Annotated in this window: 12 protein-coding genes and 1 tRNA gene; 2 read left to right on the top strand and 11 right to left on the bottom strand. The window is 50.2% G+C overall.

The annotated features are described in order from the left end of the window. Window positions 1–11 precede the first annotated feature (11 nt). Entirely contained in the window at window positions 12–890 is an 879-nt protein-coding gene (locus tag RFN81_RS03380) for a U32 family peptidase (protein WP_264497782.1), read from the top strand. 163 nt (window positions 891–1053) lie between these two features. Continuing rightward, window positions 1054–2067, top strand: coding sequence for a luciferase-like monooxygenase (locus tag RFN81_RS03375; RefSeq protein ID WP_264497781.1), 1014 nt, complete (start codon window positions 1054–1056; stop codon window positions 2065–2067). A gap of 176 nt (window positions 2068–2243) precedes the next feature. Here the strand turns inward: RFN81_RS03375 and RFN81_RS03370 are convergent, their stop codons facing one another. From RFN81_RS03370 to RFN81_RS03325, 11 genes are all read right to left on the bottom strand, one after another. Further along, on the bottom strand, window positions 2244–4088 hold the full coding sequence (locus tag RFN81_RS03370) for a DEAD/DEAH family ATP-dependent RNA helicase (protein WP_264497780.1): 1845 nt from the start codon (window positions 4086–4088) through the stop codon (window positions 2244–2246). Beyond that, window positions 4081–4152, bottom strand: coding sequence for a protein YrbN (gene yrbN / locus RFN81_RS18700; protein WP_223193433.1), 72 nt, complete (start codon window positions 4150–4152; stop codon window positions 4081–4083). The genes RFN81_RS03370 and yrbN overlap by 8 nt, the downstream gene beginning before the upstream one ends. Before the next feature lie 109 nt (window positions 4153–4261). Beyond that, the gene (nlpI, locus tag RFN81_RS03365; protein ID WP_264497779.1) at window positions 4262–5146 is read right to left on the bottom strand and encodes a lipoprotein NlpI; all 885 of its coding nucleotides are present in this window, start codon (window positions 5144–5146) and stop codon (window positions 4262–4264) included. Between the two features lie 139 nt (window positions 5147–5285). Next, window positions 5286–7406: a polyribonucleotide nucleotidyltransferase gene (gene pnp, locus RFN81_RS03360; protein WP_264497778.1), complete on the bottom strand. Its 2121-nt coding sequence runs from the start codon at window positions 7404–7406 to the stop codon at window positions 5286–5288. 249 nt (window positions 7407–7655) lie between these two features. Beyond that, entirely contained in the window at window positions 7656–7925 is a 270-nt protein-coding gene (gene rpsO / locus RFN81_RS03355; protein WP_095846101.1) for a 30S ribosomal protein S15, read from the bottom strand. Window positions 7926–8046: 121 nt separating this feature from the next. Then, window positions 8047–8991 (bottom strand): tRNA pseudouridine(55) synthase TruB, encoded by a 945-nt coding sequence (truB, locus tag RFN81_RS03350; protein WP_264497777.1) that lies wholly within the window; start codon window positions 8989–8991, stop codon window positions 8047–8049. Next, the gene (rbfA, locus tag RFN81_RS03345; protein ID WP_264497776.1) at window positions 8991–9389 is read right to left on the bottom strand and encodes a 30S ribosome-binding factor RbfA; all 399 of its coding nucleotides are present in this window, start codon (window positions 9387–9389) and stop codon (window positions 8991–8993) included. The genes truB and rbfA overlap by 1 nt, the downstream gene beginning before the upstream one ends. Before the next feature lie 76 nt (window positions 9390–9465). Then, window positions 9466–12150, bottom strand: a complete 2685-nt coding sequence (gene infB / locus RFN81_RS03340) for a translation initiation factor IF-2 (protein ID WP_264497775.1) — start codon at window positions 12148–12150, stop codon at window positions 9466–9468. A 25-nt stretch (window positions 12151–12175) separates the two neighbouring features. Beyond that, window positions 12176–13705: a transcription termination factor NusA gene (gene nusA, locus RFN81_RS03335; RefSeq protein ID WP_264497774.1), complete on the bottom strand. Its 1530-nt coding sequence runs from the start codon at window positions 13703–13705 to the stop codon at window positions 12176–12178. 21 nt (window positions 13706–13726) lie between these two features. Beyond that, on the bottom strand, window positions 13727–14179 hold the full coding sequence (gene rimP, locus RFN81_RS03330) for a ribosome maturation factor RimP (RefSeq protein WP_264497773.1): 453 nt from the start codon (window positions 14177–14179) through the stop codon (window positions 13727–13729). Between the two features lie 213 nt (window positions 14180–14392). Next, window positions 14393–14469 (bottom strand) — tRNA-Met (locus RFN81_RS03325). Window positions 14470–14800 lie beyond the last annotated feature (331 nt).

Raw genomic sequence — 14800 nt, 5'->3', positions numbered from 1 at the left:
CGGGAGAACAGATGAAATACGCATTAGGGAATATCCTCTACTATTGGCCGAAAGAAGATGTTGAGGCGTTTTATCAGGCGGCGATGAATAGCAGCGCCGATATCATTTATCTCGGTGAAACGGTGTGCAGCAAACGCCGTCTGATGAAAGTCGCTGACTGGTTCAATGTGGCTCGTGAGGTCGCCAGTAGCGGCAAACAGGTGGTGATATCTACGCTGGCACTGTTACAAGCGCCGTCTGAATTGGCAGAGCTAAAACGCTATGTAGATAACGGTGAGTTTTTGTTAGAAGCCAATGATTTGGGTGCCGTCAATATCGCCGCCGAACGCAATTTGCCGTTTGTCGCTGGACACGCATTGAATTGCTATAACGCTTATGCCCTGAGAATCCTCCATCGGCAAGGTATGGTGCGCTGGTGCATGCCGGTTGAGCTGTCGCGCGACTGGCTGAAAGATTTGCTGAATCAGTGTGAAGAACTGGGCTTTCGCCATCAGTTTGAGGTGGAAGTTCTCAGCTACGGTCATTTACCGTTAGCCTATTCCGCCCGCTGCTTTACCGCACGTTCAGAAGATCGTCCCAAAGACGAATGCGAAACCTGTTGTATCCGCTATCCTCAGGGCCGAAAAATGCTCTCGCAGGAAAATCAGCAGGTTTTTGTCCTCAATGGCATTCAGACGCAAAGCGGTTATTGCTATAACCTCGGTAACGAGCTGACGTCAATGCGAGACATGGTCGATATCGTTCGGCTATCGCCGAACGATATCAGCACGCTGGACATGCTGGAAAAATTTCGCGCTAACGAGCAAGGCCATGCGCCAATAACATTGGAAAATCAGGCTGATTGCAACGGCTATTGGCGACGCGTCGCGGGCCTCGAACTCGTCCCCTAATCTATTGACTCTCCGGGCGGTACACCGCCCCTTATTCCCAGCGCACCTTTACATTACCCATAACCTCAACATTCCCTCATACTTACCTGACTTTCATCATTGACTGACGGCGTTAGCATCCACCGTATAAGTGGAGTCAGTGACCAACAAAGTGAGCCATCTTATGTCCATATCATCACATCCTCCGGTGCTCTCCGTGCTCGATCTGGCACCAATTCCGCAAGGCGCGACAGCTCGTGACGCCTTCCATCACTCGCTGGATCTGGCTCAACATACTGAACAATTGGGTTATCACCGTTATTGGCTGGCGGAACATCACAATATGACCGGTATCGCTAGCGCAGCCACATCCGTACTACTCGGCTATCTTGCCTCAGGTACGCAGCGTATCCGTCTTGGTTCCGGCGGCGTCATGCTGCCGAACCATTCACCACTCGTCATCGCCGAGCAGTTTGGCACGCTGGAATCGCTGTATCCCGGTCGTATAGATTTAGGATTGGGACGTGCGCCCGGCACGGATCAACGCACCATGATGGCGCTACGCCGTCATTTAAACGCCGATATTGAGGATTTCCCTCGCGATGTACAGGAGCTACAACGCTATTTTGCCGATGCGCAACCGGGGCAGCCGGTGCAGGCTGTCCCCGGACAAGGTTTACATGTTCCGATCTGGCTATTAGGATCGAGCCTTTATAGCGCTCAACTAGCCGCCAAGCTGGGGCTACCATTTGCCTTTGCTGCACATTTCGCTCCCGATATGTTGTTGGAGGCATTACATCTCTATCGTAAAAGCTTTATCCCGTCCGCCACCCACACTACGCCGTATGCGATGGTTTGCGTCAATGTCATTGCCGCCGATAGCGATCGGGATGCGCGCTTCCTTTTTACCTCCATCCAGCAACAGTTTATTAATCTGCGCCGGGGCGCGCCGGGCCCACTGCCAGCCCCAGTAGAAAATATCGACACGGTGGGGTCTGCTGCCGAACAATTTAGCGCGGAGCAAGCATTACGACTGTCGATTGTCGGAGATAGTACGAAAGTCCGCCATGGATTACAGAGCCTACTGCGTGAAACAGAGGCGGACGAGGTGATGATCAATGGACAAATTTTTGACCATCAGGCGCGAAAGGACTCTTTCGAACGGATCATGCAAATTTACCAAGACGTGATTGGCTAATCCGTACGGCCCAGTTAACTGACCTCCGCCTCGCGCTAAAGAGCGAGGACAGTAGAAGCGCCGAATAAAACGGAGTTGATTAGCTTTGTTTCGCCCTAAAAAAACGGCTCACCGATCGCGGTGAGCCGTTTTATATGCCCTAAAATAGGCCAATATGCCTGTTATCCAATATGTTTTTATTGGCCAACATCGGCAGGACGACGGCGCGGAGCGCGTTGACCTTCACGACGAGCATCACCCTGCCCGCCAAATGAACGACGTCCACCTTCGCGGCGTTCACCGCCGGAGAAAGAACGCCCGCCTCGGCTATCAGAACGTTCGCGGCGCTCCTGATGTTGCACTGCGTCACCCAACAATTGCATGTTCATTGGCTTATTCAAAATACGTGTGCGAGTAAAGTGTGACAGCAGATCACCTGGCATCCCTTTCGGCAATTCAATAGTCGAGTGAGACGCAAACAGTTTGATGTTGCCAATGTAACGGCTGCTGATATCGCCTTCGTTGGCGATAGCGCCAACAATGTGGCGAACTTCAACACCGTCATCACGACCTACTTCGATGCGATACAATTCCATTTCGCCAGCGTCACGACGCTCGCGACGTTGCGGACGCTCGCCATCACGGGCTTCACGTGGATCGCGGCGACGTTCGCCGCGCGAATCATCACGCTCGCGGAACTCACGGCGAGGACGGAATACCGGATCGGGTGGCAGAATCAGAGGACGTTCACCCTGTGCCATCTTCAGTAGCGCAGCCGCTAGCGTCTCGATATCCAACTCTTCCTGCGGTTGTAACTTGGTCAGTAGCGCGCGGTACATATCCAAATCGCTACTTTCCAACTGCTGTTGTACTTTCGCGGCAAATTTAGCCAGACGGCGCTGACCCAGCAATTCTGCATTCGGTAATTCCACTTCAGGAATCGTCAGCTTCATTGTGCGTTCAACGTTGCGTAGCAAGCGGCGTTCACGGTTTTCTACAAACAACAAGGCACGACCAGCGCGGCCCGCACGCCCAGTACGACCAATACGATGGACATAGGATTCGGCGTCCATCGGAATATCATAGTTCACAACCAGGCTAATACGTTCAACATCTAAACCACGCGCCGCAACGTCGGTCGCAATCAGGATGTCAAGACGACCGTCTTTCAGGCGCTCTAGCGTTTGCTCACGCAATGCCTGATTCATGTCACCGTTCAGCGCAGCACTGTTATAACCACTACGTTCCAGCGCTTCGGCCACTTCCAACGTCGCATTTTTAGTACGAACGAAAATAATCGCCGCATCAAAATCTTCCGCCTCAAGGAAACGAACCAGCGCCTCGTTTTTACGCATGCCCTGCACCGTCCAGTAGCTCTGGCTAATGTCAGGACGCGTCGTCACGCTTGATTGGATACGCACTTCTTGCGGATCTCTCATAAAGCGGCGCGTAATGCGACGGATCGCTTCAGGCATGGTCGCAGAAAACAGCGCAGTTTGATGCTCTGCGGGGATCTGGGCCATGATATTTTCAACATCTTCGATGAAGCCCATCCGCAACATTTCATCAGCTTCATCCAGCACCAAACCGCTCAGATGAGATAGATCAAGCGTTCCGCGCTTCAAATGATCCAGCAGACGACCCGGCGTACCTACAACAATTTGAGCACCGCCACGCAACGCCCGTAGTTGAACGTCATACCGCTGGCCGCCGTACAAGGCAACAACGTTAACGCCGTGCATATGTTTGGCAAAATCATTACAGGCTTCAGCAACCTGAACAGCCAACTCTCGGGTTGGAGCCAACACCAGCATCTGCGGTGCTTTTAACTCAGGTTTTAAATTATTGAGTAACGGCAGAGCAAAAGCCGCAGTTTTACCACTGCCGGTCTGCGCCATACCCAGCACATCGCGACCGTTCAGCAGGTGGGGAATACATTCAGCCTGAATCGGCGATGGTTTTTCATAGCCCAGATCGGTCAGGGCATTAATAATCGGAGCAGACAGCCCCAAATCGGAAAAAGAAGTAAGTAAATCAGTCATGTACACGTGCCTCATTAAACATGGCGGCCAGTCTACATAACTCATCGTGAAAATTTTCAGTCATTTTCATTGAAAAGTGTGAACCGGCTCAAATTGGATTAAAAAGCGAACAGAAAAGCCACCACCTGCAAAGGTGATACCGAAGTTTTTCAGGCTGATGATATGTTCGTCAGCTATTGCTGGTCCGATCCTGATAGGTCGTCTTGCTCTTGGCCTAATAGCGCCAATTCCAACAATGCATAGCGGTGCTCAACGAAATTATGAACGTTGTTAGCAACCGTCAGCTTGAACAGCGCCAAAGCGGTGTCCTTGTCCCCCAGACTTAGGTAGTGCTTACCTAAATAGAAGTCAGTTTCACTGAGATGCTCAGCGAGCGAAGTGTTATCCGTAGCCTCTTCCTGCAAACGTTGCATCAGTGTTTTCTCACTGATACTGTCCAGGTAGAATTCGACAATATTCCAGCCCCAAGGTCCTTTCTTAGCATCGTGATAGCGTTTATTTAACGCCTTTACAGCCGCATCTGGATTGATCTCTCGCTCCACAAGATACAGCCACAACGAACGGAAAGGATCATTCGGATCGTCTCGATAAAACGCCAGCAGATCATCCTGCGCCAACAGGTAGCGACCACCATAATACAAAGCGATGCCCCGGTTTAAACGCGCGTAATTGTAAGTTGGATCAAGCTCTAGTACAGAATCAAACGCTTCATAGGCAGCATCAAAATTGCCTGCCTGCGTAAAATAAATACCCAGATAGTTAAAAACTTCTGGAATATCAGGGCGGATCGTTAGTGCTTGTGAAAAATCATTTCGCGCTAAAGCCCGCAACCCGATGCTATCATACAACACTCCGCGCTCATATAATAGCTGCGCTCGCTCATCATCAGTCAGCGCCCGGCTAGCAAGGATTTGTTCCATGCGGGCCAGAATAACTTCCTGCTGCAAAGTCGGCTGTAACGGAATCGCCAATACTGCGTCTTTACGCCAATCCGTGTTGCTGCATCCTGCCAGCATGAGTGCTGTTGCAACATAACACCAGCGCAAGAAAGGCTTCATTTCCCACTCCCGAAGACAAACATTGGATGAACATCCTGTCCCGGACCGCTAAGCGTAAGAACATCCATATCCTTACGATAGATGCAGCGCTTCGTCATAAACATCAAGCGGAGCGCCATAGGGCTGTTATTTAACAGTGTTATTCTCCGGAAGCAGCTGCTGCCGCATCCTGGGTTTGCACTGTGGCTTCCTTGATACTTAAGCGCACGCGGCCTTGACGGTCAACTTCCATCACCTTGACAGAGACTTCCTGACCCATCTGTAAATAGTCGGTCACTTTTTCTACACGCTTATCGGCAATCTGAGAAATATGTACCAGACCTTCTTTACCGCCGCCAATAGCCACAAAAGCACCAAAATCGACAATACGAGTCACTTTACCCTGATACACGCGGCCAACTTCAATTTCAGCGGTAATCTCTTCAATTCGACGAATCGCATGCTTCGCTTTCTCGCCATCCGTAGAAGCGATCTTCACCGTACCATCATCTTCAATTTCAATGGTTGTGCCCGTTTCTTCCGTCAACGCACGAATCACCGAACCACCTTTACCGATTACGTCTTTGATCTTGTCGGTGCTAATTTTGAGGGTATGAATACGCGGGGCGAACTCAGAAATATCGCCACGTGGAATGCTGATAGCCTGCTCCATCACACCCAGAATGTGCAAACGTGCACCTTTGGCCTGATTTAGCGCTACCTGCATAATCTCACGGGTAATCCCCTCAATCTTGATATCCATTTGTAACGCGGTAATACCTTCACGGCTGCCAGCAACTTTGAAGTCCATATCGCCCAGATGGTCTTCATCACCCAGAATATCGGACAGAACAACAAAGTTATCGCCTTCTTTCACTAACCCCATTGCGATCCCGGCAACGGCTGACTTAATCGGAACCCCAGCGTCCATCAGAGCCAGAGAAGCACCGCAGACAGATGCCATCGAAGAAGATCCATTAGATTCCGTGATTTCAGATACAACACGTACGGTGTACGGGAATTCGCTCGCTTTAGGCATGACGGCCAGCACGCCACGCTTGGCTAGGCGACCATGCCCTATTTCGCGACGCTTTGGTGAACCCACCATTCCCGTTTCACCAACAGAGTAGGGAGGAAAATTATAGTGTAACAGGAAGCGATCGGTACGTTCTCCGGTCAGCTCATCAATAGTCTGTGCGTCGCGCTCCGTACCCAGCGTTGCTGTAACTAACGCCTGCGTTTCACCGCGGGTGAACAACGCGGAACCGTGAGTACGGGGCAGTACGCCGGTGCGTATATCCAGACCACGTATCATGTCTTTTTCACGGCCATCAATACGCGGTTCGCCTGCCAGCACGCGGCTACGTACCACGTTTTTCTCGATGTTACCTAAGATTTCCAGAATCTCGCTTGCATCCAAAGTTTCATCTTCAGCTTGCAAAGCGGCAACGACATCATCTTTAATGGCGTCAACTTGCGCATAGCGCTCTTGTTTTTCAGTAATGCGATACGCGTCACCCAAACGAGCTTCAGATAGAGCTTGCACACGCTGTTCTAAAGCAACATTGACCTCAGGCGCATGCCATTCCCACTTCGGCTTACCCGCTTCGGCAACCAAAGCATTAATATTTTCAATAACAACCTGCTGCTGATCGTGACCAAACACTACCGCGCCTAGCATCTGATCTTCACTCAACAGATCAGCTTCGGATTCCACCATCAGAACCGCGCCCTCTGTACCCGCGACGACCAAATCTAGACGGCTTTCTTTCAGTTCATCTGTTGTTGGGTTCAGGACATATTGGTCATTCAAATAACCAACACGTGCGGCACCGATAGGACCGTTAAAAGGAATTCCTGATAAGCTCAGCGCCGCAGAGGCACCAATCATGGCAACGATGTCAGGGTTAACCTGTGGGTTAACGGAAACAACGGTCGCAATCACCTGAACTTCATTCAGGAAACCCTCTGGGAACAGGGGGCGGATAGGACGGTCAATAAGACGAGAAATCAGCGTTTCGCCTTCGCTTGGACGGCCTTCACGACGGAAAAAACCACCAGGGAAACGTCCGGCAGCGTAGGTACGCTCCTGATAGTTAACCGTTAATGGGAAGAAATTTTGGCCGGGTTTGGCGTTTTTCGCGCCGACCACGGTAACGAATACCGCGGTATCATCCATGCTTACCATCACAGCGGCGGTAGCCTGGCGTGCCATCATACCCGTCTCTAACGTGACAGTATTCTGGCCATATTGAAATTTACGAACGATCGGATTTAACAAAATAGGATCCTTAACTAGGGCGTGCTACACCTCTTCAAGATAAGCACGTCAATGAACTCTCGACCCTTACACTACATCCTCACGACTAATGACAACCCTTATCTTGCTTATGCAGATAAAGCCTCTCATTAGTCGCGCGAATCTCTGTAATGAAAGATCATATTAACAACAATACACTACTCTGTTTTGCTAACGCTTCCTAGAAGAAAGGGGCCAAAAGAGGCCCCTTCCTACTAAAACTCAGAAGACTTAGCGACGCAGGCCCAGACGCTCGATCAGGCTGGTGTAACGCGCGACATCTTTACGCTTCAGGTAGTCCAGCAGCTTACGACGCTGAGAAACCATACGCAGCAGACCACGACGGCTGTGGTGATCTTTTTTATGCTCGGCGAAGTGCCCTTGCAGATGATTTATCTGCGCGGTCAACAACGCAACCTGAACTTCAGTAGAACCGCTATCGTTAGCGTCACGACCGAAGTCTGCTACGATTTTAGCTTTCGCTTCAACACTTAGAGACATGGTAATACTCCAACATTATAGATAAAAAAACAGGCGCCGATCTCTAATTCAGCCACCCAATAGTCAAGCCGCGTCATTCTACCCTCAGCATTCGACGATAGCAAGAAAGCGACGAGCGAGGCTAGGCCGGATATTCAACGACCAGGCGTCTTGGCGCAACGCGACCATCGCTATCAATTTCACCCATGCCGATGAACTTGTGCTCATCACCTTCGGTGATCCTCACCATCCCGGCACGCGGCGCACCCGCCGCCTGAACAGGCTGCCCTTGCTTAAGATAGCTTGCGACAACGGGTATCAAATTCACTTCAGGAAAAGCTATGACCGGACTCTCCATTGGCATGAGCAGCGAATCGAGACTCAGTGAAGGCGAGAGCTCTTGCGCCTGAGCCTGCTCGACCAATGTGGCCAGTTGCTCCAGCGTTACCATTCTTTCAATAGGATACGTGGCAACCTGTAAACGGCGCAGGTAAATCACATGCGCGCCACAGCCTAGCTTTTCACCCAAATCATCAATAATAGTGCGGATGTACGTGCCTTTTGAGCAATGAATCTCCAGCTCCAACTCATCACCTTCCCAGCGAATGAATTGCAGTTCGTAAACGGTGATTTCACGCGCCTCGCGCGGTACGGTCAGCCCCTGACGCGCATACTCATACAGCTTGCGCCCTTGATATTTTAGCGCCGAATACATAGAGGGTACTTGCTGTGTAGTGCCACGAAAACTCTCCAGCGCCTGCTCCAGTTCCGTTGCAGAAAAACCTATCGCCCGTTCTTCAATTACGTTGCCATCGGCATCAGAGGTGTCGGTTCGCTGTCCCAAACGTGCAATCACACGGTAGCGTTTATCTGAATCCAGCAGGTATTGGGAAAATTTCGTCGCTTCCCCAAGGCAAATCGGCAACATACCGGTTGCTAGCGGATCTAACGCTCCCGTATGGCCCGCTCTGTTAGCGTTAAATATCCGCTTTACCTTCTGCAAAACATCATTGGATGACGCACCTTGCGGCTTGTCTAATAACAATACGCCGTGAACATCACGGCCACGGCGACGAGGACGACTCATTAATCCTCCCGATCTTCGCCCGTAATAGCACGACGTTCCGAATCATTTCTGACCACATTGGTCACCAGATTGGACATTCTCATCCCTTCAACCAACGAGTTGTCGTAGGAGAAGGTTAGCGCTGGGACAACACGCAGTCGCATCGCCTTACCAACCAGGGTACGAATAAAGCCGGACGCATCCTGCAACGCTTTCAACGCCGTTTTAATTTGTTCCGGCTCGTTATCATTCAGAAAAGTTACAAAAACTTTGGCATACGCCAGATCGCGCGAAACTTCTACACCGGATACGGTAGCCATACCGATACGCGGATCTTTCACTTCACGCTGAATGATAATGGCGATTTCTTTTTGCATTTCCTGTGCAACGCGCTGGGTACGGCTAAATTCTTTTGCCATGATAAATTCTCCAGTAAAAATCGGGGGGCTCTAGGCCCCCCTTACAAATTACTTACGTCGTTGTCGCAAATAAGAATTACGCGATCGTACGTTTAACCTCAACCGTTTCAAACACTTCGATCACATCGCCAGGACGAACGTCATTATAGTTCTTCACGCCAATGCCACATTCCATGCCGTTGCGAACTTCGTTAACGTCATCTTTGAAGCGGCGTAAAGACTCCAGCTCACCTTCGTAGATCACGACGTTGTCACGTAGTACACGGATCTTATTGTGGCGCTTAACGACACCTTCCGTCACCATACAACCGGCGATGGCACCAAATTTCGGCGATTTAAAGACATCACGTACTTCGGCCAGACCGATGATCTCTTGTTTGTATTCAGGCGCTAACATCCCGCTCATCGCCTGTTTCACTTCGTCAAGCAAGTCATAAATGACGGAGTAATAACGCAGATCCAGGTTTTCTGATTCAACAATGCGGCGTGCTGACGCATCAGCACGAACATTAAAGCCAAGGATAATCGCATTCGAAGCGGCTGCCAGCGTTGCGTCCGTTTCTGTGATACCACCGACACCGGAGCCCACAATCTTCACTTTCACTTCATCAGTAGACAGCTTCTGCAAGGAATCGGAAATCGCTTCACAAGAACCTTGAACGTCAGATTTCAGCACGATATTCAGTTCAGAAACTTCACCTTCCGTCATGTTGGCAAACATGTTTTCCAGTTTAGATTTCTGCTGACGCGCCAGTTTGACTTCACGGAATTTACCCTGGCGATATAAGGCGACTTCGCGCGCTTTCTTCTCGTCACGCACGACCGTCGCTTCATCGCCTGCGGCAGGAACACCGGACAGCCCCAGAATTTCGACAGGAATAGAAGGGCCTGCGGACGTGATTTCACGGCCTAACTCATCACGCATTGCACGAACACGTCCATATTCAAAGCCACACAACACGATATCGCCTTTGTGCAACGTACCTTCACGCACCAGCACCGTTGCCACCGGGCCACGGCCTTTATCCAAGAAGGATTCGATAACCACACCGTTTGCCATGCCGCTATGGACCGCCTTCAGTTCCAGAACTTCGGCCTGCAACAGAATCGCATCCAGCAATTCGTCAATGCCCGTGCCGGCTTTAGCGGATACATGGACAAACTGAGACTCGCCGCCCCACTCTTCCGGCATGACGCCATACTGAGAGAGCTCGGTTTTCACTCGATCGGGATCGGCCTCAGGCTTATCGATTTTGTTGACTGCGACTACCACCGGGACCTTAGCGGCCTTCGCGTGCTGGATAGCTTCGATAGTCTGAGGCATCACGCCATCATCGGCCGCCACAACCAATACGACGATATCTGTTGCCTGCGCACCACGAGCACGCATTGCGGTAAACGCAGCATGCCCAGGGGTATCCAGAAACGTAATCATACCGTTGTCAGTTTCTACGTGGTAAGCACCAATATGCTGGGTAATGCCCCCCGCTTCACCCGCTGCGACCTTAGTTGAGCGGATATAGTCGAGCAAAGACGTTTTACCGTGATCGACATGGCCCATGATAGTAACGACTGGTGCGCGGGATTCTGCCGCCACGCCCATATCACGATCGCTCATTAGCGCTTCTTCTAACTCATTTTCACGTCGCAGAATAACCTTATGGCCCATTTCCTCCGCCACAAGTTGTGCCGTTTCCTGATCAATAACCTGGTTGATCGTTGCCATTGCGCCTAGTTTCATCATTACTTTGATGACCTGAGAGCCTTTAACGGCCATTTTGTTAGCCAGCTCAGCGACAGTAACGGTCTCGCCAATCACAACATCGCGGTTAACCGCCTGCGCTGGCTTATTAAAACTTTGTTGTAGGGAACTCGGCTTGCGCTTTCCCTTACCGCCACGAGTAACCGCGCGCGCTTCTTCGCGATCGGCCTTGGATTCTGACTGACGATTTCCTTTCTTCTGTTTGGTTACTTTACCGGCACGACTACGGCTACGGCGTTCGCCTTCAACTTGGCGATCATTTTCATCTTCTGCTTCACGGGCATGATGGGACGTCGTCACATGGTAATCGGCCGTCTCTTCTGGTTTAGCGCTTTCCGCTTCCCAACGTCCGGCATTTTCTTCTGCCATACGACGGGCCTCTTCTGCAATACGGCGGGCTTCTTCTTCAACTTTAAGACGCGCCGTTTCTTCCGCTTTACGTTTAAGCTCTGCGGCTTCTGCTTCGCGTTTCGCTTTCTCAGCCTGAGCTGGCTTAGTCATATTTTCGTTTTGTTGGTTCGTCACTTTTTCTTTTTCCGCTACATCACGCTTAGCTTTTTCAGCGGCTTCACGTTTGGCTTGCTCGTCGGCAGCACGTTTCGCTTTCTCAGCAGCTTCGCGTTTAGCTTGCTCTTCAGCGGCACGTTGTGCCTGTTCTTCCGCTTCACGCCGTGCCTGCTCTTCCCTTTCAGCCTGTTCGGCATCAATAGGATCGCGTTTTACATAAGTGCGTGTCTTGCGGACTTCGATCTGCACCGACTTACTTTTTCCGCCAGTGCTAGGAACGCTTAACGTGCTACGCGTTTTGCGCTGCAACGTCAACTTACTTGGCGCATTACCGCGATCGCGGTTCAAATGTGCCAATAATGTTTCTTTTTCATGCTGAGTCACAGAGTCTGATTCGGACTTGGTTATTCCCGCATCAGCAAACTGTTGTATCAGGCGGTCAACCGGAGTCTGGATCTCTGCGGCCAGCGATTTTACGGTTACTTCTGTCATGCTGTTCCTTTCCTGCTACAGTTCATTATTCGTTGTCGTTGCCAAACCAACAGATATTGCGCGCGGCCATAATCAATTCACCCGCTTTCTCATCATTGAGTTCTTCAATGTCTGTCAGGTCGTCAACGCCCTGTTCAGCAAGATCTTCCAGCGTACAAACACCGATCGCCGCAAGCTTGAACGCCAACTCTCGCGATAGCCCAGGCAAGCTAAGCAGATCTTCTGTGGGTTGACCGTCACCAAAACTTTCCTCATGCGCCAGCGCCAACGTGGTTAGTGCCGCTTTCGCTCGTTCTCGCAATACCTCGACGGTTTCTTCATCAAGTCCTTCAATAGCTAGCAATTCCTTGATTGGTACATAGGCCAGTTCTTCAAGTGAAGAGAAACCCTCTTCAACCAACACTGTGGCAAACTCTTCATCAATATCAAGGTGCTTGGTAAAGACGTCGATTGCAGCATGCGCTTCGGCCTGATGCTTAGCTTGAAGATCTTCCACTGTCATCACGTTCAGTTCCCAACGGTCGTCTGAACGATGCTGTTTCAGCAGTTGAGAAGCCAAACGTACGTTTTGCCCGTTACGACCAATTGCCTGAGCCAGATTGCTCGATTCCACGGCGATGTCCATTGTGCAGGAATCTTCATCAACCACAATCGATACCACATCGGCAGGCGCCATTGCGTTGATGACAAATTGCGCAGGGTTATCATCCCATAGAATAATATCGATACGCTCACCACCCAGCTCGCTGGAAACCGCTTGCACACGCGCACCGCGCATACCGACACAGGCACCAACAGGATCGATACGCTTGTCATTCGTCTTCACTGCAATTTTTGCTCGGGACCCAGGGTCACGTGCCGCAGCTTTAATTTCGATAACCTCTTCGCCAATTTCCGGCACTTCGATGCGGAAAAGCTCAACCAACATTTCAGGACGAGAGCGGCTGACAAACAGTTGAGCCCCACGAGCTTCGGGACGGACGGAATACAACACACCGCGAATACGGTCGCCAGGGCGGAAATTCTCACGCGGAAGCATATCTTCGCGGCCGATTACCGCTTCTGCGCTAGTGTTAGAGCCATCGTTAGGCCTGACTTCCAGCGAAATATTATCACGATTCACCTTCTTCACGACACCGGTGATAATTTCGCCTTCTTGATCATGGAATTGATCGACAACCATCGCTCGCTCGGCTTCACGGACTTTCTGTACAATAACTTGCTTTGCCGTTTGCGTCGTAATGCGGTCGAAGGTAACGGATTCAATTTGGTCCTCGACGTAACCACCGATATCAAGAGAAGGATCTTCAAACTGTGCCGCTTCAAGCGTAATCTCACGTGTTGGCTGAGTGACTTCATCGACCACTAACCAACGACGGAAAGTATCAAAGTCGCCTGTTTTACGATCGATACTGACACGGACGTCAATTTCCTGCTCATATTTTTTCTTTGTCGCTGTCGCTAATGCGGTTTCCAACGCTTCAAAAATCTTCTCGCGCGGAAGGGCTTTTTCATTGGAAACTGCTTCAACAACAGCCAGAATCTCTTTGTTCATCCTAGTTGCCTCATCCAAACTTTAAAAGTGGGGTACAAGATTCGCTTTCTGTATATTGCTCAGTGCGAATACTTCATCTTTGCCTTCCACTGTTATGGTGATCATTTCGCCGTTAACAGCTTTGATAACACCCAGCCATTTACGGCGATTCTGGACTGCCATACGCAGTACTACAGTCACCTCTTCACCGATGAAACGCAGGTAATGTTCTGTCGTAAATAAAGGTCGCTCAAGGCCAGGAGAAGATACTTCCAGGTTATAGGCGACAGTAATTGGATCTTCAACATCCAACACCGCACTGACCTGGTGGCTGACATCAGCACAATCATCAACAGTGATCCCATCGACACTATCAATATAGATACGCAGTGTCGATTGGCGACTGCGGATGAACTCAATCCCAACCAATTCATAGCCTAATGCGGCGACGGGAGCTGCAATCATCTCTGTTAATTTTTGCTCTAATGTGGACAAGTCCACCCCCAAGACATAAAAAAAGGGCCTAATAGCCCAGTTGTTTGTTGCCAAATAACAAAAAACCCCGAAAATCGGGGCTTCATGCAACTGGACCCTATACCGCTAATCACAGCGGCATAACTTTCAATGAAGGATTTTTTCAAAAACCACCGCAAAAGATAAAAAATTGAGTGAACATCTATTTGAAAAAACACTTTACTGGAAGTTAAGTGGTTGCGGGGGCCGGATTTGAACCAACGACCTTCGGGTTATGAGCCCGACGAGCTACCAAGCTGCTCCACCCCGCGTCCGAAACGTGGCAAATACTACGCTGACAACCGTATAAATGCAAGTTATCAATAGGATTGGTTCGAAGGCAGTCTTTATATTGCAAAAAGCGTACTTTTGTCAAGTATAAATATTCTTATGGAGCAGCCATCTGCAATTTATCGACAATATCAGCGGTGATATGGGTTAGCTATTGTCCTTTTATCGGTTCATGTTTATTCACCCTTGACTTAAGCAGCGTGGCCGCCAATCGAACCCCGAGGCATGCTTTTTCAGTCTGACGCCGCAATCCCAGAGTCCCTTTTTATATTATGGTGATAAATAGACTAAAGACTATGGATGAACTGATAT

This window comes from Pectobacterium cacticida (assembly GCF_036885195.1).
Taxonomy (GTDB): domain Bacteria; phylum Pseudomonadota; class Gammaproteobacteria; order Enterobacterales; family Enterobacteriaceae; genus Pectobacterium; species Pectobacterium cacticida.
Note: the sequence above shows the minus strand (reverse complement) of the source record. Positions and strands in the feature narration are given on the sequence as shown.

Bases quoted from the DNA above. Each gene is read 5' to 3' on its own strand.
- RFN81_RS03380 (WP_264497782.1), top strand. From the start codon at position 12: ATGAAATACGCATTAGGGAATATCCTCTACTATTGGCCGAAAGAAGAT.
- RFN81_RS03375 (WP_264497781.1), top strand. From the start codon at position 1,054: ATGTCCATATCATCACATCCTCCGGTGCTCTCCGTGCTCGATCTGGCA.
- RFN81_RS03370 (WP_264497780.1), bottom strand. From the start codon at position 4,088: ATGACTGATTTACTTACTTCTTTTTCCGATTTGGGGCTGTCTGCTCCG.
- nlpI (WP_264497779.1), bottom strand. From the start codon at position 5,146: ATGAAGCCTTTCTTGCGCTGGTGTTATGTTGCAACAGCACTCATGCTG.
- rpsO (WP_095846101.1), bottom strand. From the start codon at position 7,925: ATGTCTCTAAGTGTTGAAGCGAAAGCTAAAATCGTAGCAGACTTCGGT.
- truB (WP_264497777.1), bottom strand. From the start codon at position 8,991: ATGAGTCGTCCTCGTCGCCGTGGCCGTGATGTTCACGGCGTATTGTTA.
- rbfA (WP_264497776.1), bottom strand. From the start codon at position 9,389: ATGGCAAAAGAATTTAGCCGTACCCAGCGCGTTGCACAGGAAATGCAA.
- infB (WP_264497775.1), bottom strand. From the start codon at position 12,150: ATGACAGAAGTAACCGTAAAATCGCTGGCCGCAGAGATCCAGACTCCG.
- nusA (WP_264497774.1), bottom strand. From the start codon at position 13,705: ATGAACAAAGAGATTCTGGCTGTTGTTGAAGCAGTTTCCAATGAAAAA.